This window comes from Pseudomonas sp. CAN1, assembly GCF_030462585.1.
Lineage (GTDB): Bacteria > Pseudomonadota > Gammaproteobacteria > Pseudomonadales > Pseudomonadaceae > Pseudomonas.
Genome location: NZ_JASMRU010000032.1, coordinates 1 through 18,693, shown reverse-complemented (window position 1 = coordinate 18,693; position 18,693 = coordinate 1). Strand labels below are relative to the sequence as shown.

Below are 18,693 nucleotides of genomic sequence, written 5' to 3'. Positions count from 1 at the left end.
GTGTTCTGTCAGAAGCATGTTCGACGGCGGCGTCGCACCACCTCACCCCCCGGATCAGGTGGCGCGACGAATCAGGCGAGCAGCCCGCGCGACTTGGCGATGACGATGGCCTGGGTACGGCGCTTGGCGCCGAGCTTTATGTTGATGTTCTTGGCGTGGTACTTCACGGTGTTCACCGAGATGTACAGGCTGTTGCCGATCTCCTGGTTGGACAGGCCGGTGGCCAGCAGGCGCAGTACCGCGGCCTCGCGGTCGGTCAGGTCTTCCAGCTCGAAATCGTCCGCAACCGTTGCGTCGTCCGACTCCACGGTGCGTTGCAGCAACGCCCTGACCCGCCACACCAGCGTGCGGAAACCAGCCTCCAGGCATTGCTGCTCCAGCGTGCGCAGCCGCGAGCGAGCCTGCTCGCCGCGTCCCAGGTGGATCTCCGCCTCGGCCAGGAGCAGCTGCAGTTGCTGGCTGAGCCACGGGCTCGCCGGGTTGGAACACAACCTGGCCGGACCCTGCGCATCCGCGTCGCGCAGCAGCTCTCGCCAGCGCTCCTGGTGGCCCAGTGCGCGCAGACGTTGCAGGCCAATCGGCGCTTCGTAGAACACCGGCGCCACGTCGCTGCAATGCATCTGCCGCTCCGCCTCGTAGAGGTGGACGGCGGCCGCCAGATGGTCCTCCTGGCGGCCGGCAATTTCGGCCAGCAGCAGATGCGCATGCAGCGTCAGCGGCGCCGACTGCGACCCCGCGCAACGCAGCGCCAGGCGGCCAGCCAGCGCCGCCTCGGGCAGTTTTCCGCAGGCGGTGAGCCATTCGCAACGCAGGGCATAAAGGCGCCCGGTGAGGGTATCGGGCAGGCTTTTGCGCATCGCCTGGCGCTTGCGCAGGCTGTCGTCCAGCAACGCCTCGCTCAGCTCCAGACTGCCGCGCAGGAAGGACAGGCGCAGGCTGTCGATCTGCAGCAACAGCTCTCCTTCCGCTGACTCGGCGCGGCGCGCCAGTTCCAGGCCGGCATCGAGCCAGCGCGCGGCGCTGCCCAGCTCGCCACGCACCATGGCGACCCGCGCCAGGGTCGAAGTACAGAGCAGGTTCAGGCTCCAGTCGCACTCGTTCAGCAGCGGCAAAGCCGCCTCCGCCTGCAGCGCGGCCTCGTCGATCCGACCTTCCCAGAGCAGCACTGCGCCCAGCAGGACCTGCCAGTGCAGCAGCAGACGCTGTTGCTCCTCCTCGCTGCGCGCCGGCAGGAAGCGCTCCAGCGTCGCCAGGCAACGACGCGCCTCGTCCAATCGTCCACCGCTGACCAGCGCCAGGACTGTGCGACAGACCAGCTCGGGACTGCTTTCCAGCCACTCTTCCGGCAGCCGCCCGCGCCACTGCAGCCACTCATGGGCACGAGTCATGATCTGCTGCCAGTCCAGTTCCAGGCGCTGCAGATAACTGACCGCCATCTCCGGCTGGCCGGCGTCCAGCGCCAGGGCGATGGCATCGTCCAGCCGGTGCTCCCGACTCAGCCAGCGACACGCGTGCAGACGGACCCCGCCTGCCTGAGCCGCGTCCAGCCGGGCGCCCAGCACTTCCGCCACGACCGCCGGCAGGCTGTACCAGCCCTGGTCGCCCTCAACCGGCAACAGCAGGGCATTGGCGGCGAGCAGGCGCTCGAACAGCTCGCGGCCGTCGCCTTCACGAAGTTCTTCGCAGAGTCCGAGGGTGAAGCGCGGCAGATGTGCCAGCATGGCCAGCAACTCCTGCTCCTCTCTACCCAGGCCGCGCAGCACTTCACGCTCAAGGTAGTCCTGCAGCAGGCGCAGGCCCTGCAACGGCCCGGCCTGCATCAGCCGCAAGCCGGCGATCCAGCCGCTGGTAGCGCGCCAGAGTGGCTGCCAGTCTTCCGTCGCCTGGCCGCGTCGCCCGGCGGAAAGCCATTGCTCGGCCTCCTCCAGACGCAGGGCGAGGTCGGCGGCCGACAGCTCCAGCAGTTGCCCGTTCAGTGCCAGGTCAGGCAGGTTCCAGCGTGGTCGCGTACGGCTTGCGACCATCAGGCGCAGGCGCCCCCAGGGGCCAGCGAGCAGTTGCTCGACCCAGCGGTCAACGGCCTCCGGCAACTGCTCCGGCAGGCCATCCAGCACCAGCACATGGCCGGTCGAGCTGCTGCGCAGCAGGCGCAGTAGCGCTGCTGAGGCTTCAGCGGGCGGCTGATCGATACCGGCCAATGTCGCCAGACGGGCAAAGAAGACTTCAGCCGATACGGCTGCACCCTGCAGGCTCATCCACAGCACCCGGTCACCCCGGCATTGCCGCTGGTGGGCGGCTTCGCTGAGCAACGCGGTCTTGCCGTACCCGGCCGGCGCGCACAACAGACTGAGCACGCAACGTGACTGCAGCAGCGGCTGGAGCAGCCGCTGGCGCGGCAGATACTCCTCGGGAAGTCGTGGAATGCCCCGGCAAACCGGGCCTTCCTCCGCAAAGGGGGTGATGGCGAGCCCTTGCATGACGTACCTCGGTCCAGTGATCAGGAAGTGCGTGGCTGGCGAAACTCGTCCAGCCTTGTCGTCATGCTGTGGGGGAAACGGGGAGGAATGCGCCCCCCGCCTCAGGTGGTGGGACGGACGTACATCAAGTGCGGCAGGAATCCTGTACCCGGCTCGGCGAGCCGGGTACAGGGATTGTCAGCGAATGCCGACGTTGCGCAGAGCGGCGGGGGTGAAGTCGTTGAGCTTGTACTTCTGGTTGTATTGCGTGCCCTGCTTGGACTCGTTGGTCAGGCTCATGGCCAGGTAGCGGCCGGCGACCAGATCGTACAGGGTGATGGCGTTGTAGACCGCCAGGCCGTTCTGGTAATCGCTGCTCAGGTGGCCTTCAGCCACGCGCCAGAGCTGCCCACGGCTGTCGTAGTGATCCACCTCCACCAGGCTCCAGGTGTCCTCGTCGAAGTACATGTGGCGCTTGGCGTAGATGTGCCGTGCGCCTGGCTTGAGGGTGCCCTCCACTTCCCACACGCGGTGCAGCTCGTAGCGGGTCAGGTCCTGGTTGATGTGGCCGGGGCGGATGATGTCGGCGTACTTGTTGCTCGGCGAGCCCAGGCGGTAGTTGTTGTACGGGATGTACAGTTCCTTCTTGCCGATCAGCTTCCAGTCGTAGCGGTCCGGCGCGCCGTTGAACATGTCGGAGTTGTCGGCGGTACGCATGCCATCGGCAGCGCTGCCGGGGCCGTCGTAGGCAATTTCCGGAGCGCGGCGCACGCGGCGCTGGCCGGCGTTATAGGTCCAGGCCTGACGCGGCTGGGTCACCTGGTCGATGGTCTCGTGCACCAGGCTGACGTTACCGGTCATCCGTGCCGGGGCGATGACTTCCTGCTTGTAGTAGAACAGCACGTTGCTGTCGGCCTTCTGCGGATCATCCAGGTACCAGGGGAATGCCGCGTCCTCCTTGAAGCCGACCATGGTGAAGTCGCCGTTCACCTGGGGCGCGGCCTGGGCGCTGTAGCGCAGGTAGTTGGTGCCGCGATAGCGGGTCGCGTGGTTCCACAGCACTTCCACGCCGCTCTTGGGGATCGGGAAGGCGTAGTAGTGGCCGTCAAAGTTCTCCAGGCCGTTGCCGTTGTTCACCAGCTTGGTGTCCAGCGCGCTTTTCTTGGCAGCGTCATAGATGGCCTGGGAAAAGGCGGCAGTGCGGTGGGTCGGATAGACCGGGATCTTGTAGCTGTTCGGATAGCGCTTGAACAGCGCCAGCTGCCCAGGGGTCAGCTTGTCCTTGTACTGCTCGGCGTTGGCCGCGGTGATCACGAACTGCGGTTTTTCCCCAGCGAAGGGATCGCCCAGGAAGCCGTTCTGCATCGGCGCTGCGCCGGCCTTCAGGCCGCCGTCCCAGGCCGGGATGCTGCCATCCTTGTTGCCGGCCTTCTCGCCGCCCAGCGGTGTCAGCGTGGTGCCGAGCTGGTCGGCTTCCTGTTGGCTCACGGCTGCCATCACGCTGCCGGCGAGCATCGACAGGGCCAGTACACTCAGCTGAGTAAAGCGTCTTGCGATCATGACAGTTCTCTCTTGCAGTTCCATCAGAAGTTCACGCCGAAGCTGAGCGAAACGAAGTCGCGGTCAGTCTGCGTGTTGTAGTCCCCGCCAAAGAAATCGGTGTAGGCTAGGCTCGCGGTGTAGGTGTTCTGGTAGTCGGCGTTGAGGCCGACGCTGATGGCCTTGGCGCCTTCCTCGAAGTTCGGCCCGCGACCCTGGACATCGTGGGACCAGGCGAGGTTGGGCGACAGGTTGATGCCGGCGATGACGTTCGGGTAATCCAGCTGGCCGCGCAGGCGGTAGCCCCAGGAGTTGCTGGTGTAGAAGCCGTCGCTGTTGCATTCCTGCTGCGGGTTGCTCGGGCGGGTCTGGCCGGGCTGGCCTGGAACCGGTTGCATGGTGCCCGCACAGGCCGCCGCCCCGGCGACACCCGGCAGCTCGCCGGAACCGAAGGTCGGGCTGCGGCCGAATCGAATATCGGTACCGTCAGCCTTGCCCAGCCCATTGATGCGGTTGTAGCCAACTTCACCGACCAGAGTCAGGCGCTCGGAGCCAAGGATCTGGTTGAACAGCTTGGTCACGGTGGCCTGCGCCTGCAGCACCGGCATGCGGTCGTAGCCCTCGATCACCGCGCCTGGCGTGCTGGTGGCGAAGCCCGTGGTGACCAATGGCGAAGTCGGGCTGCCGACCGCCGCGGTCAGCAGGTCAGGCGTACTGATCTGCAACGGCATGTTCGGCCGGTAGCTCAGTTCGCCGCCCAGGGAATAGCCTTCCAGGTTGGTGGCGAAGCTCAGGCCATAGAGGCGGATGTCCTCGGGGTAGTCGACGAAGTAACGGGCGTTACGCGCCACCGCCAGGCTGTTGGCGCCGCCGGTGGTGCGCAAGGTGCTCAGGTACGGGTTGCGGCTGTGGTAGTTCATGGCATACAAGCCGAACTCGGTCTCGTTCAGCTCCGGCACGAACCAGCGCAGGGCCACGCCGTACTGGCCGCTGTCGCGCGCATCGTCGTCCTTGGCCCGCGGCAGGTACACGTCGTCGGTGCCAGTACCCAGCACCTGGGCGGTACCGCCGGTGTTCTTCGCGACACCCGGCGCCAGATCGAGGCCGGCCGAGACCAGGCGATCATCGCAACCCGGCGCGACGCCATCGTTGGCGAAGAAGGTGCCGCAGTTCTCGATCACCGATTTCTTCCACTCCAGCTGGTAGAAGGACTCGACGGTGAGGTTGTCGGAAAGGCCCTGGGACACGTAGAACATGTTCACCGGAACCAGACCTTCCTTCACTTCCGAACCCGGCCGACGCAGAGCGGCGACGTCAATGGGGTTGGCGACGTTGATGCCGTTCTGGATGAAGGTGCTCTCGCCCCAGCTCACCACCTGGCGGCCGAGACGGACGTTGCCCGGTAGGTCGCCCAGGTTGTAGTTGTGGTAGGCGAAGACGTCGAGGAACTGGCCGCCGGCGGACTTGGCCGCTTCGTCACGGCCGTGGTCGTCGATGTCGTAGAAGTGCTGGTGGCCGTCCTTCTGCTCGAAGTCATACCAGTACTTGCCGCGGACGAAGAAACCGCTGTCGCCATACCTCAGGTCGAGGTCATGGATGCCCTTGAAGATCGTCGAGAAGTTCTCGCCGGACTTGAAGTTCAGGCGGCCGTCATCCAGCGTGCGGCTGGAAGCCTTGCCGTTGGCACCGACCGAGTTGAAGTTGGAGATGAAATTCGGGTTGGCTGAGGTGGTCGACCAGCTGCCGCCGATGGACAGCGACGAGTCGAACTTGCCCTCGATCTCCCCCAGGGAAAAACTGAACGCGTTGGCCTGCATGCTGATGCCCATCGCAACGGCTGCCGCCAGCAGGCGCGGTGCAAAGGTATCGAGCTCTTTTCTTCTTGTCATTGGGGCGCTCCAGGTACCCGTTTTCTTGGAGTCTCGATACTAGGTTCGACGTTGATTTTCCCTGTCACCCGATCGGGTAATTCGCAGCGTCCGATTCCATCCGTGAGCCAACTCTCACGCACACGTCCCATCAGCAGCGTTACCCTTGGTGACACCTCTAAAACACGCGGAAACACTGGCCGTACGGGCGTCTGCGGCAAGCTCGATTCGAGCATAAAAAAAGCCCCGCGGTGAGGGCCGCGGGGCGTTCCGAAAGGGGATTTGTTGCCGCGAATTACATCAGGCCTGAACGGCGCGTTCCTGCTCCTGCAGCTCGCGCCAGTTGATCTTGCCGGTGGCGTTCTTCGGCAGGCTGTCGACGATCAGGCAGATACGTGGCGCCTTGTAGGTCGCCATGTTTTCGCGGCACCAGGCCAGCAGGGTTTCATGGGTTTCGCCATGACCGCTGCGCAGGGTGACCAGGGCTTTCACCGTTTCGCCGCGATGCTCGTCGGGCGAGGCGATGACGCAGGCTTCGAGGATCGACGGGTGGGTGCCGAGAATGGCCTCGACCTCGGCCGGCCAGACCTTGAAGCCGGCGGCGTTGATCATGCGCTTCAGGCGGTCGCGGATGAAGAAGTAGCCCTCCTCGTCGACACTGGCCAGGTCGCCGGTACGGAAGAAACGCTTGCCGTCGATGGCCACGAAGCTCTCGGTGTTGGCCTTGGGGTTGTTCCAGTAGCCGAGCATGACCTGGGCGCCATGGACGACGATCTCGCCCACTTCGCCCTGGGACATTTCCTCGAAGGTCTCCGGATCGACCACGCGCATGTCCACGCCGAAACCAGGGATTCCCAGGCAGCCGCGCTTGGGCTTGAAGTAGGGGTTGAGGCAGAGGAAGGCGGCGGTCTCGGTCAGACCGTAACCCTCGATGTAGTCCAGGCTGTAGCGATCCTTGAGCAGGTTGATCAGGTTCATCGGCATGGCCGCGCCGCCACCGCCGAGGGTGCCCAGGCTGGACAGGTTGCGCTCTTCGATGCCCGGCTGGGCAAAGAAGTCCACCAGCATGGCCGGCAGCGCGGCCCAGTAGGTCACGCCATGGCGCTCGATCAGCTCGGCGGCGGTCTCGCGATCCCAGCGCGCCATCAGGACGATGGTGCCGCCATAGAAGATCGGCGCGTTGGCGTTGGTCTGCAGGCCGAGTAGATGGAACAGCGGCGCCACCGACAGGTATACCGACGAAGCATGAGTCAGGCGCCACAGACCGGTGCCGACGAAGGCGGTGGTCACGGAGCGATGGGTGTGCACACAGGCCTTGGGCTTGCCGGTGGTGCCCGAGGTGTAGGGCAGCATGCACAGGTCGTCCGGCCCGGACAGGTGCGCACTGGGCCGGCAGCCGGCTGCCAGGGCTTCTGCCCACGCGGTGCCGCCAGCGAACTGCACGGGTTCGGCACTCTGCCGCAGCCATTCGGGGATCTTCAGCCCATCATCCCCCTCCTCCAGCGCATCGCCGTAGGCGTGCACGATGACCCGACGCAGGCTGGTGCGCCCGAGCAGCGGGGCCACCTGGCCGACCAGTTCCTGGGCGACGAAGGCAGCCACCGCGCCGCTGTCACTGACGATGTGCTCCAGCTCATCCTGCAGCAGCATGGCGTTGGCCGGCACGAACACCGCGTCGGCACGCAGGATGGCGAAATAGGCGGCGATGAACTGCGGGCAGTTCTGGCTGAACACCAGCACCCGGTCACCGCGCTCGACGCCGCAATGCTGTTGCAGGTAGCCGGCCAGGCGCTCGGCGTCCTGCAGCAGTTGCGCATAGGTGTAGGACGCGTTGTAGAACTGCACGGCAGTCTTGTGCGGATAGCGCCCGGCAGAGACCTGCAGCGGGTTGAAGGCGCTGCCCTCGGGGACGTGCTCGACCCAGGTCGGCTGCAGCTTGCGGTAGCGCGGCGCAAGATTGAGCGGTGACTGCGGACGCTCGACGATACCCGCCGGGGTTGGATGAGGATGAGTGAAAGCCATGGTGCCTCCTGTTGGCGACTTCGCGGCCGCCGCTTGTAATGGTTAGAACAGGGTGTCGCCAGCGAGCAGGCGCTTGGCGATGGTGCGACGCTGGATTTCCGAGGTGCCATCGGGAATCCGCAGGGTCCGGGCGTAGCGGAAACCCGCCTCCAGACGCAGTTCATTGGTCAGTCCCATGCCGCCGTGGATCTGCATGCAACGGTCCATGACCCGGCAGAGCATCTCGGTGGCCGATGCCTTGATGATCGAGACCTCCTTGGTCGCCGGGCGGCCTTCGTCGATCAGCCAAGCGCAGTGCAGGACCATGCTTTTCACCGCATAGATGTCCATCGCGCACTCGGCGAGCATGGCCTGCACCATCTGGTGCTCGGCAATCGGCTGGCCGAAGGTCTTGCGCACCTTGGCGTAGTCCAGCGCCTGGTCCAGTGCCCAACGCGCCATGCCAAGGCAGCTGGCAGCCATGCCGACACGGCCGGCGTTGACGCCGTCCATGGCGACCGCCAGGCCCTTGTCCACCTCGCCCAGGCGGCAGCTGTCGTGTACCCGGACGTTGTCCAGGCTGACAATACCGATATCGGCACCCAGGTGGCCCATGGTGGGAATCACGCTGGGTACGGAGAAACCGGGGGTATCGGTGGGCAGGAAGAAGCCGGTGATGCCGCCCTTCCCTGCCCGCGCCCTGGCTTCGTCGGTGACAGCGAAGACCATCGCCAGATCGGCATAGGGTGCGTTGGTGATCCACTGCTTGGTGCCATTGATCACCCAGTGCTCGCCGTCACGCACCGCGCGGGTACGCATGCCAAACACGTCGGAGCCGGCGTCCGGCTCGCTGAGGCCGAAGCACAGGGTCTTCTCGCCGCTGGCGATGGCTTCCAGGTGCGGCTCCAGCACTTCCGGCCGCAGGTGCTTGAGTACCGGCGTAAGACCGTTGGTGAACGGCGATGGCAGGACCACCGTCTGGACCAGTTCGCGCGGCGGGCCGGCATAGTGGTTCAGGCGTTCCTGGATATAGACCTGGGCCTGGGCGCCGAGGCCGCCGCCGCCGAGCGACTCGTCACCAAGCGCGGTGTAGAAGCCCGCCTCGGCGGACTTCATCCGCACCTGCTTGCGCAGCGCGCAGACCTCCGGCGCATAGCGCCCATCACGGGTGTAGAGATTGCGTTCGTCGTGCAGCAATGCGGCGTGCTGCTTCTCCAGCGGCTCGATTTCCTGCTGGACGAAGCGGATCAGCGCATCGCCAAAAGCTTCGAATTCGGATGGCAGGGTGAAGTCCATGGTCTCTGCTCTCTTGTTCTTGTCGGGCTTGTACTTGCCGGGCTGGTTCGTCTGCCGTGATCAGCGGAACGCGCTGATACCGGTGATCTCGCGTCCCTGGATCAGCGCGAGGATGCCGTTCATGCCATCGGGCACCTGGAACATCCGGGTGTCGCGCCACAGGCGCTCCAGGCCGAGTTCGGCGGTGATGCCCATGGCGCCGTGGACCTGCATCGCCAGGTGGATGGCGCGCTCGCAGGCCTGGGTGGCGTAGCGCTTGGCCATGGCCGAGGTGCCGTTGGCGCGCTGGCCGCGGTCGATGGTGTCCAGCGCGTGGTAGCAGAGCAGGCGGGCGCTGACGATCAGCGTCTCGATCTCCGCCAGGTCCTGTTGCACCAGCTGATGGGCCGCCAGTGGCTTGCCGAACTGCTCGCGGACCTTGGCGTACTCCACCGCCTGCTCGAAGGCCTTCTGCGCCATGTGCAGGCACATCAGGCCGATCAGCGGACGGTTGCCGTTCCAGCCAACGGTCAGGGTCTTGGCGGCATCGCCGGCGTCACCGATCAGGTGACTGCGCGGGATGCGGGCTTCATCGAAGACCACCTCGCTCAGGTGCCCCTGCTGCAGTCCGGTCACTTCGATTTCGCGCACCTCGACGTCACACAGGCTGCGGTCCACCAGCGCGCGCTGGGCCATCGGCCGGCCGCGCTGGTCATTGCCCAGGGTGCCGGAGACGTTGAACACGTCGCACACCGAGGCGTTGGTGATCCACATCTTGCGGCCGGTCAGGTAGGCGTGATCGCCTTCGACGCGAATGCGCGTGCGCACGGCGTTGGAGTCGGAGCCGGCGTTCACCTCGGAGTTGGCGGTGCAGGCGATCTTGCGCCCGGCGATCAGGTCCGGCAGGTACTGCGCGGCGATTTCCGCCGGGCAGCCGGAGTAGATGCGCGCCACGGTGCCCTCGTGGGATGTCAGCGACAGCGAAACCACCGCCGGCAGCTGTTCGAGGATCAGCCCGTAGTCGAGCATGTTCAGGCCGCCGCCGACTTCCACCGGCAGGCGTGGCGCGGTGATGCCCAGCTCGGCCAGGGCGGCATAGATTTCCAGCATCGCCGCGCGCGGCAGCGGCTTGTCCACGGGATGCCGGGCGAGCACCGGATCGATGCGGTCGCGCACCATGCGCTTGGCCGCGTCGATCATCATTTCCTGGGATTCGGTGGGAGCGAAGTTCATCTTGCGGTCTCGCTTCAGGCGCCGGTGTACTTGGCCGGGCGTTTCTCGGCGAAGGCCTTGCGGCCCTCGATACGGTCCTTGCTGTCGCGCAGCAGGCCCCAGGTCAGGTTGGCCTGGGCGACGAAGTCGCGCGGCGGCAGATGGCTGGTTTCCACCGCCAGCTTCTTGATCGCCTGCACCGCCAGCGGGCCGTTGCCGGCGATCGTATTGGCCAGCTCCATGGCCAGCGGCAGCAGGCGCTCGCGCGGCACGCGGTCACTGATCAGGCCGATGCGTTCGGCTTCCTGGGCGTCGATGCGGATGCCGGTCAGCGCCATCTTCATCGCGTGGGCCGCTGGGATGGCACGCAGCAGGTACTGCACACCGCCCACCGCGGGGACGCTGGCCACCTTCGCTTCCGGTAGCGCAAAGGACGCTTCCTCGCTGGCGATGCGCAGGTCGCACTGCATGGCCAGTTCCAGCCCGCCACCCAGGCAATAGCCATGGATGGCGGCGATCATCGGCTTCCATATGCGCAGGTCGTTGAGATCGACCAGGCGCGTGTAGCCACCCTCCTCGGCCTCGGCTTCCAGGCTCTTGAGCGAACCGCCGATGAAACCGGCGGCCGGCGGCAGCGTGGCCTTGAGGTTGGCGCCGGTGCAGAAGGCCCGGTCACCGCCACCGGTCAGCACGATGGCGCGCACCTGATCGTCGTCCTGGCAGGTGACCAGCAGCTTGCGCAGCTGCATCAGGTCGCCGATGGTCAGGGCATTGAGGGACTCGGGGGCGTCGAGGGTGATGAGCGCCACGTAGTCGTTGAGCTGGAACTGGATCGCCATGTCTGGTCCCTTACACGCTGGGGCTGGACAGCGAACGGCCGCCGCAGACGTAGATCGTCTGGCCGGTGATGTAGGAGCCGGCGGGGCTGGCGAACATCAGCATGGCGTGGGCGATGTCCTCGGGCAGGCCAAGGCGGCCGACCGGGATGGTGCCCATGATCTTCTGCCGCGACTCTTCCGGCACGGTGGCCAGCAGCGGTGTGTCGATGGCGCCGGGAGCAATGGCGTTGGCGGTGATGCCGTGCTTGGCCAGCTCGATGGCCAGCGAGCGGGTCAGGCTGACTACGCCGCCCTTGGCGGCCGAGTAGTTGACCTGGCCAAAGGCACCCAGCCAGGCGCGCGAGGAGATGTTGACGATGCGCCCGAAGCCCTGCTCGATCATGCCCGGCACCACGGCCTTGACGCAGACGAACTGGGACTTGAGGTTGACGTTGAGGACCAGGTCCCAGTCGTCCTCGGTCATCTTCACCAGGCGCTTGTCGCGGGTGATGCCGGCGTTGTTGACCAGCACGTCCGGAGTCTTCCAGCGCGAAGTGACCTGGGCCACGGCATCGCTCACCTGTTCCATGCTGGTCACGTCGACCTTCACGCCCATCAGGTTCTCGCCCAGCACGCCGGCGCCGGCAATGACCTGGTCCATGGCGTCACGGTTGAGGTCGAAGATGGCGACGCGATAACCGGCGTTCAGCAGAGCCTGGGTCAGCCCCAGGCCGATACCCTGGGCGCCGCCGGTGACGATAGCTACTTGTTGATTCATGGGTTGGCTCCTCAGAGGCCGAGAATGTGCACGGCGGATGCCGCGTGATCGACGCCGGCGATGCCGCCGCCGGTGCATTGGGTCATGGCCAGGCGCGCGCCCTGGATCTGCCGGTCGCCGGCACGGCCCTGCAGTTGCCAGACTGCCTCGACCATCTGCGCGACGCCGGTGGCGCCCAGCGGGTGCCCCTTGGCCAGCAGGCCGCCGGAGGGGTTGACCGGCACCCGGCCGCCGAGGCCGGTGGCTCCGCTGCGCAGCAGGTCGGCGGCAGAGCCGCGTTCGCACAGCTGCAGGGCTTCGTAGTAGATGAGCTCGGCGATGGTGAAGGCGTCGTGCAGCTCCACCATGTCCAGGTCCTGCGCGCTGACGCCGGCCTGGCGGTAGGCCAGATCGGCGGCCCGGGCGGTGATCTCGGCGCTGAGGATGTCGTCGTCATGGGCATCCGGGCGGCCGGACTGCACCACCGAAGCCATCACCCGCACCGCATCGGCACGCTCGGGCTTCTTCGTGGTGAGGATCAGCGCCGCGGCGCCATCCACCGTCGATGGGCAGCACTGCAGCAGGGTCAGCGGATCGAACACCATGCGCGAGTTCATCACCTGGTCCAGGCCGACTTCGCTGCGCTGCTGGGCGAACGGATTGAGCGCGCCGTGACGACGGTTCTTCACCGCCACCTCGCCGAGTACGTCCGCCGGCACGCCGTACTCATGCAGGTAGCGAGTGGCACGCATGGCGTAGACCGCCGGCAGCGCCATGCCGGCACGCACGTAGAGGTCCGTCATGTAGTCGTTGCGTTGCAGCGGCAGCGTGCCGCCGCCCAGGGCAGTCAGCTTCTCCACACCCAGCACCAGCACGGTGTCGTAGACGCCGGCCTGCAGCGCATGGCTGGCCAGGTGCACGCCGGTTGCGCCGCTGGCGCAGGCGTTCTGCACGTTGTACAGCGGCAGGCCGGGCTGGCCGAGATCACGCAGCAGTACCTGGCCGAGCACCATGCCGCCGAACACGTTGCCGGCGTAGATGGCTTGCACCGCGCCCAGCTCCTGGCCGGCATCCGCCAGCGCGCCGAGCACGGCCTGTTGTGCCAGGTCCTGCATCGAGGCGGCGTGGGCGGCGAACGGCGTCATGGCGACGCCGGCGATGTAGACGGGCTTGCTCATGGCTGGACCTCCAGCGGGCGGAAGGCGTAGATCGGCCCCTCGGCGGTGTCGACCAGGCACAGGCGCAGCGACTCGCCGATGCGCGGACGGCGGTCGGCGGGATAGTCCAGGCGGGCGAGGACCCGCAGGCCTTCGGCGAAATCCGCCAGCCCCAGCGGCTGCGGCGGCTTGTTGGCCTTGGGGTTGGAATGGAAGACGGTGAAGCTGTAGAGCACCGCGTCGGAGGCGACCTCCACCAGCTCGCAGTCGCCCAGCAGCGGCGAGGTTTTCGGCAGCGGCGGGAAATGCAGGCCGGCATGGCCGGCGCGGCGATGGGCGAGCAGCACCAGTTGGCCATCACGCTCGCGCCAGGGTTGCTGGCTGACGTCGGGCGCCAGACCGTTTTCAGTGAAATTCATGGGACAGCTCCGGCTTCAGACGCTTTCGAACACGGCAGCCAGGGCCTGGCCACCGCCGATGCACATGGTTTCCAGGCCATAACGGGCCTTGCGACGACGCATTTCGTGGAGCAGCGAGGTCATGATCCGCGCGCCAGTGGCGCCCACCGGGTGACCCAGGGAAATACCGGAGCCATTGACGTTGACCCGTGGGTCGTTCTCCAGGCCCCACTCGCGCAGGACGCAGAGCAGTTGGCCGGCGAAGGCTTCGTTGACTTCCAGCAGGTCCATGTCGGCAAGGCTGAGACCCAGGCGCGGCAGCAACTTGGCCACCGCCGGCACCGGCGCAATGCCGAAGCGCATCGGGTGGCAGCCCGCCGAGGCCCAGCCGACCAGGCGCGCCATGGGGCGCAGGTCGTGCTCGACGACGAAGCGCTCGGAGACCACCAGGCAACCAGCCGCGGCGTCGTTCTGCTGCGAGGCGTTGCCGGCGGTAACCGTGCCGTTGGGCATCAGCGTCGACAGGCGGGCCATGGCTTCCAGGCTGGCATCCTCGCGAATGCCCTCGTCGCGCTCGACCAGCAGCGGAGGCCCCTTGCGCTGCGGCACCTCGACCGGGATCACTTCGTCGCTGAAACGGCCCTGGGCCCAGGCGTTGGCGGCCTTGCGATGGCTGTCCACGGCCCAGCGGTCGGACTCCTCGCGGGTGATGCCGTATTCGCTGACCAGCATCTCGACCGACTCCGCCGCGCCGGAGCTCTTGCCATAGCGACTCACCGGCTGGGAGTTGGCGCGGCCACGGTCGAGGCGGTCGTGCAGCTTCACGTCGCCCAGGCGCGCGCCCCAGCGCATGCTGGTGCTGTAGTACTCGATGTTGCTCATGCTCTCGACGCCGGCAACCATCAGGCAGTCGGCGACGCCGGTCTGCACCTGCATGGCGGCGTCGATCACCGCCTGCAGGCCGGAGCCGCAGCGGCGGTCCAGGCTGTAGCCGGCAACCTGTTCGGGCAGGCCGGCCAGCGAAGCGGCGTAGCGCCCGATGCAGGGCGCCTCGCTGGACTGGTAGGACTGCGCGACTATCACCTCATCGATCAGCTGCGGATCGACAGCACTGCGCTGCAGGACGGCCTGGATGACTTTCGCCGCGAGGTCGGCAGCAGGAAGCGACGCGAGTGCGCCGCCGAACTTGCCGATCGGCGTGCGCAAGGGGGACAGGATGTAGGCTTGGGACACGGCGTTTTCTCTTGTTCGTATGGCCGGGGTAGAAGCGCGAGCGGGTCAGTCGCTGTGGAAGCCCAGCCCCAGCTCGCTCAGACGCTGGATCGCGGAGTTGTCGAAGCCCCAGTCGCGCAGGGCCTGCTCACCGCCCTCCCCGCGCGCCGGGGCCGGCGCCGGCAACGCCGAAGGCGTGCCGAGGAAGCGCGGTGCGGGAACTGGCTGGGTGACGCCAGCGACTTCGACGAAGCTGCCACGCGCCAGGCTGTGCGGGTGGCTGGCTGCCTCGGAGAAGGCCAGCACCGGCGCGACGCAGGCGTCGCTGCCGTCGAACACCGCACACCATTCCTCGCGGGTGCGCTGGAGGAAGGCGCGGATGAAGGCTTCACGCAGCCGCGGCCAGCCCTTGCGGTCATGCTGCTTGGGCAGGTCGGCTGCGGACAGGCCGAGCTTCTCCAGCAGTTCCGCATAGAAGCGCGATTCCACCGGGCCGATGGCCATGTACTGGCCATCGAGGGTGCGGTAGGTGTCGTACCAGGGGGCGCCGCCATCGAGTAGGTTGCTGCCACGCTGTTCGCGCCAGTGCCCCGCGGCCAGCAGGCCCCAGATGATCGAACCGAGCTGCGCCGCGCCTTCGGTCATGGCGGCATCCACCACCTGGCCGACTCCGCCACGCTGCACGTTGACCAGCGCAGCGAGCACGCCCATGGCCAGCAGCATGCCGCCACCGCCGTAGTCGCCCACCAGGTTCAGCGGCGGCGTCGGCCGCCCACCGTCCGGGCCGATCCCCGAAAGCACGCCGGACAGGGCTATGTAGTTGATGTCGTGGCCGGCGCTCTGCGCCAGCGGACCGTGCTGACCCCAGCCGGTCATGCGGCCGTAGACCAGCTTCGGATTGCGCTGCAGGGCCTGCTCCGGGCCCAGGCCCAGGCGCTCCATCACGCCAGGGCGGAAGCCTTCGATCAGCACGTCGGCGCGCTCGATCAGCTCCAGCGCGGCCTGCACGCCATCCGGGCTCTTCAGGTCAAGGGTGACCGAGCGGCGGTTGCGCCCGGTGATGTCGATCTTCTCGCCCGCCCGGCCCGGCACCAGCTCCTCGCCGGCCAGCGGACGGTCGATGCGGATGACGTCCGCCCCCATGTCGGCCAGCAGCATGGTGCCGAACGGCCCAGGCCCGATCGCCTCGAATTCCACTACGCGGATTCCCTGGAGCACGCCCATCTGTCACACCTCATCCGTTGACTGTCGCGGAACCTTCGACGGCTCCAACCGGGGACGACAGCTCGCCACGGAAATGGCGCGGACTACCGCCTGATGGGGCCAGTAGAGCAACGGTGCAGTGCTGATCGACCACCCACGTCGGGTGGCCACCCGCCGACCACCCCAGCAAATCCGGGCGCTGGCGAACCGGCCGAGGAACGGTGGCTGGTGGAGAGGGGGCGACTTGCTCCATGCTGTGAGCAGAACGATGGTTCCAGGCGGGATTCCGCTTGCGACGCTCGCTGCAACACAACAAGAAGAACAGTCAGACCGCCATGAATCAGAACGCCTTATCCGCCGGGGCCGGTGCCCACCCGATCGACCAGAGCCGTCTGGCGCCGCCGCGCACCACGCCGCGCACCCTCGCCCGCGAGGAGCTCAACGGACGCCTGCTGGATGCCCGGCGCAAGCGCTGCGTCGTGGTCCGCGGGCCGGCCGGCTGCGGCAAGACCACCTCGCTGGTCGGCTGGCGCCAGCAACTGCTGCCGCTGGGCTTCGACGTCGCCTGGCTCAGCCTCAGCCAGGAAGACAACCAGCTGGCGCGCTTCCTCGACTACCTGCTCGCCAGCGTCGGCCAGGTCGGCCAGGCGCTGGTGCAGGAAGCCCTGCTGCTGGAGGGCTACAGCACCGACAGCGAGGCGGTGGAGCGCAGCATCGTCACCCTGGTGCGCGGCATCGCCCGCCACCCGCGGGAACTGGTGCTGGTGCTGGACGACCTGCACCTGATCACCGACGCCGGCATCCACCAGAGCCTGCAATGGCTGCTGGACTACGCACCGGCCAACCTGCACCTGACCCTGGTTTCACGCAGCGCCATCCCGGTCTCCCTGGCGCGCCTGCGCAGCCAGGACCTGGTCCTGGAACTGGACCTGCGCGACCTGCGCTTCAGCGAGGCGGAAAGCGCCCGCTTCCTCCAGGCACAACTGGGCGACACCGACCCCGTCGAACTGCGCCGCATCCACGAGATGACCGACGGCTGGGCCGCCGGCCTGCAGCTGGTCGCTGCCAGCCGGCGCAAGACCGCCCGGCGCAGCAGCGAGCCGGCGCAGCTGCGCGACAACCAGTCCTTCGCCCAATTCTTCGAGGCCGAGGTGCTCTCGCTGCTGTCGCCCCGCGAGCTGGAACTGATGCTCCACCTCTCGCAATGCGCCAGCTTCAGCCCGGCCCTCTGTGCGGCGCTGCTCGGCGAGCCGGAAGCGGCCCTGGAGGCCGCGCAACTGCTGGCCCGCCTGGAGGAAGACAACCTGTTCGTGATCGCCATCGAAGGCGACGACGGCGAGACCTGGTACCGCCTGCACCCGCTGCTGCAGGACACCCTGATGGCACTCTTCGGCGCCCGCCCGCCGCAGCAGCGCCAGGCCGTACATGCCCGCGCGGCAGCCTGGTACAGCGCCCGCGGCGACCTCAGCGAAGGCGTGCGCCATCGCCTGCTGGCCGGCGAGGTGGAAGCCGCCGCCGACCTGGTGGAGCAGCACAGCGAAGCGCTCTATGCGCGCGGCGACCTGCGCCGGCTGATGGAGCTGGTCCGCCAACTGCCCCACGAGCAGCTCCAGGCGCGCCCGCGCCTGCGGGTATTGCAGGCGCGGATGCAGATCTATGCCCGCGACTACGCCGGGGCACTGGACAACCTCGAACACCTGGAGCAGTCCGTGGCGCCGGGCGACGCGGAAGGCCTGTTCCGCCTCACCCTGCTGCGTGCCACCCTGGCGCTGCAGCGCGACGACACCGAAAGCGCGCAGGAGCTGCTGCCACGGCTGCTCGAACCGCCGCCCGGCGTCAGCCCCATCACCCTGGGCGGCAGCCTCAACCTGCTGTCCTGGCTGTACCTGAACCGTGGCGAGTACGAGCAGGCCCGGCGCATCCAGCTCGACCGCCCGCCACTGATGGTCAACGGCGCGGCGCTGCTCGGCACCGCCGCCGGCAGCCTGCAGGGGCGCTGCCTGATCGGCCTGAGCCTGGCCATGGAGGGGCAGATCGCCCAGGCCGAGCGCATCTATCGCGAAGTGGTGTACGAAGCCGGGCGCAACGGCTCGACCTGCTATGACGCCCTGCACCTGGCCACCGCGCTGCTCGGCGAGGCGCTCTACGAGACCAACGAGATCGATGCCGCCCAGGAGTTGCTGGCCAACCGGGTCGACCTGTTCGAACGGGTATCCATCCCCGACTCGGTGCTGCGGGTACTGGTGGTGCTCGCCAAGTGCCAGTGGCTGCGGCGCAACCGCCGCGAGGCCTTCGCCTACCTGGAGCGCCTGGAGGAGTACGGCCGGCGCCACGAGCTGGATCGCCTGCAAGCCTACAGCCTGGTCTGGCAGGTCATCTGGAACCTGCAACTGGGCGAGCTGGTGGCCGCCGAAACGCGCCTGGCCCGCCTGCGCCAGCTCGATGCGCGGCACTGCGACGACCTCGTTGGCGTACAGCGCGAGATTCACATCCTCACCGAGAGCGCGCTGGTGCGCTATGAGGAACACCAGGGCGACGTGGCCGGCGCCAGCCTGCGGCTGAACAAGCTGATCGCCATCTGCGAGGCCGGCAATCGACAGCTGGGAGTGATCCGCATGACCCTGGTCAGCGCGCTCTTTGACGCTCGCCGCGGCCTCAGGGACTCCGCCTACACCAAGCTGCTGGCCGCTTTGCGCGGCGGCCAGCGTGGTCAGCGCGCTCTTTGACGCTCGCCGCGGCCTCAGGGACTCCGCCTACACCAAGCTGCTGGCCGCTTTGCGCGGCGGCCAGCGCCATG

General features: G+C 67.3%; 13 protein-coding genes. 1 reads left to right on the top strand and 12 read right to left on the bottom strand.

The features are described from left to right. Positions 1-71 precede the first annotated feature (71 nt). From QO207_RS26470 to QO207_RS26415, 12 genes are all read right to left on the bottom strand, one after another. A complete protein-coding gene (locus tag QO207_RS26470; protein ID WP_301535228.1) occupies positions 72-2,477 on the bottom strand; it encodes a LuxR C-terminal-related transcriptional regulator in 2,406 nt (801 codons plus the stop codon). 177 nt (positions 2,478-2,654) lie between these two features. Beyond that, positions 2,655-4,016 carry a DUF1329 domain-containing protein gene (locus tag QO207_RS26465; protein ID WP_301535227.1) on the bottom strand — a complete coding sequence of 454 codons (1,362 nt, stop codon included), beginning with the start codon at positions 4,014-4,016 and terminating at the stop codon, positions 2,655-2,657. 23 nt (positions 4,017-4,039) lie between these two features. Continuing rightward, on the bottom strand, positions 4,040-5,884 hold the full coding sequence (locus tag QO207_RS26460) for a DUF1302 domain-containing protein (protein WP_301535226.1): 1,845 nt from the start codon (positions 5,882-5,884) through the stop codon (positions 4,040-4,042). 279 nt (positions 5,885-6,163) lie between these two features. Further along, a complete protein-coding gene (locus tag QO207_RS26455; protein WP_301535225.1) occupies positions 6,164-7,885 on the bottom strand; it encodes a long-chain-fatty-acid--CoA ligase in 1,722 nt (573 codons plus the stop codon). 42 nt (positions 7,886-7,927) lie between these two features. Continuing rightward, the gene (locus QO207_RS26450; protein ID WP_301535224.1) at positions 7,928-9,160 is read right to left on the bottom strand and encodes an acyl-CoA dehydrogenase family protein; all 1,233 of its coding nucleotides are present in this window, start codon (positions 9,158-9,160) and stop codon (positions 7,928-7,930) included. Between the two features lie 60 nt (positions 9,161-9,220). Continuing rightward, positions 9,221-10,372 (bottom strand): acyl-CoA dehydrogenase family protein, encoded by a 1,152-nt coding sequence (locus QO207_RS26445; RefSeq protein WP_301535223.1) that lies wholly within the window; start codon positions 10,370-10,372, stop codon positions 9,221-9,223. 14 nt (positions 10,373-10,386) lie between these two features. Then, entirely contained in the window at positions 10,387-11,190 is an 804-nt protein-coding gene (locus tag QO207_RS26440; RefSeq protein ID WP_301535222.1) for an enoyl-CoA hydratase/isomerase family protein, read from the bottom strand. A gap of 10 nt (positions 11,191-11,200) precedes the next feature. Next, positions 11,201-11,947: a 3-oxoacyl-ACP reductase FabG gene (gene fabG / locus QO207_RS26435; RefSeq protein ID WP_301535221.1), complete on the bottom strand. Its 747-nt coding sequence runs from the start codon at positions 11,945-11,947 to the stop codon at positions 11,201-11,203. Between the two features lie 11 nt (positions 11,948-11,958). Next, positions 11,959-13,104: a thiolase family protein gene (locus QO207_RS26430; RefSeq protein WP_301535220.1), complete on the bottom strand. Its 1,146-nt coding sequence runs from the start codon at positions 13,102-13,104 to the stop codon at positions 11,959-11,961. Next, a complete protein-coding gene (locus QO207_RS26425) occupies positions 13,101-13,502 on the bottom strand; it encodes a Zn-ribbon domain-containing OB-fold protein (protein ID WP_301535219.1) in 402 nt (133 codons plus the stop codon). Before QO207_RS26425 ends, QO207_RS26430 begins: the two co-directional genes overlap by 4 nt. A 15-nt stretch (positions 13,503-13,517) precedes the next feature. Continuing rightward, complete coding sequence (locus QO207_RS26420) at positions 13,518-14,714, bottom strand: acetyl-CoA C-acetyltransferase (RefSeq protein WP_301535218.1); 1,197 nt, start codon at positions 14,712-14,714, stop codon at positions 13,518-13,520. Between the two features lie 45 nt (positions 14,715-14,759). Continuing rightward, a complete protein-coding gene (locus tag QO207_RS26415) occupies positions 14,760-15,917 on the bottom strand; it encodes a CaiB/BaiF CoA-transferase family protein (protein ID WP_301535217.1) in 1,158 nt (385 codons plus the stop codon). A 314-nt stretch (positions 15,918-16,231) separates the two neighbouring features. On the opposite strand from QO207_RS26415, the gene QO207_RS26410 reads away from it, so the two are divergent. Continuing rightward, positions 16,232-18,622, top strand: a complete 2,391-nt coding sequence (locus QO207_RS26410) for an AAA family ATPase (protein ID WP_301535216.1) — start codon at positions 16,232-16,234, stop codon at positions 18,620-18,622. The last annotated feature ends 71 nt before the right edge of the window (positions 18,623-18,693 follow it).

Excerpts from the sequence above, each read along its gene's own strand:
- QO207_RS26415 (WP_301535217.1), bottom strand. The coding sequence starts at position 15,917 with ATGGGCGTGCTCCAGGGAATCCGCGTAGTGGAATTCGAGGCGATCGGG.
- QO207_RS26465 (WP_301535227.1), bottom strand. The coding sequence starts at position 4,016 with ATGATCGCAAGACGCTTTACTCAGCTGAGTGTACTGGCCCTGTCGATG.
- QO207_RS26455 (WP_301535225.1), bottom strand. The coding sequence starts at position 7,885 with ATGGCTTTCACTCATCCTCATCCAACCCCGGCGGGTATCGTCGAGCGT.
- QO207_RS26460 (WP_301535226.1), bottom strand. The coding sequence starts at position 5,884 with ATGACAAGAAGAAAAGAGCTCGATACCTTTGCACCGCGCCTGCTGGCG.
- QO207_RS26425 (WP_301535219.1), bottom strand. The coding sequence starts at position 13,502 with ATGAATTTCACTGAAAACGGTCTGGCGCCCGACGTCAGCCAGCAACCC.
- fabG (WP_301535221.1), bottom strand. The coding sequence starts at position 11,947 with ATGAATCAACAAGTAGCTATCGTCACCGGCGGCGCCCAGGGTATCGGC.
- QO207_RS26445 (WP_301535223.1), bottom strand. The coding sequence starts at position 10,372 with ATGAACTTCGCTCCCACCGAATCCCAGGAAATGATGATCGACGCGGCC.
- QO207_RS26470 (WP_301535228.1), bottom strand. The coding sequence starts at position 2,477 with ATGCAAGGGCTCGCCATCACCCCCTTTGCGGAGGAAGGCCCGGTTTGC.
- QO207_RS26410 (WP_301535216.1), top strand. The coding sequence starts at position 16,232 with ATGAATCAGAACGCCTTATCCGCCGGGGCCGGTGCCCACCCGATCGAC.
- QO207_RS26450 (WP_301535224.1), bottom strand. The coding sequence starts at position 9,160 with ATGGACTTCACCCTGCCATCCGAATTCGAAGCTTTTGGCGATGCGCTG.
- QO207_RS26440 (WP_301535222.1), bottom strand. The coding sequence starts at position 11,190 with ATGGCGATCCAGTTCCAGCTCAACGACTACGTGGCGCTCATCACCCTC.
- QO207_RS26430 (WP_301535220.1), bottom strand. The coding sequence starts at position 13,104 with ATGAGCAAGCCCGTCTACATCGCCGGCGTCGCCATGACGCCGTTCGCC.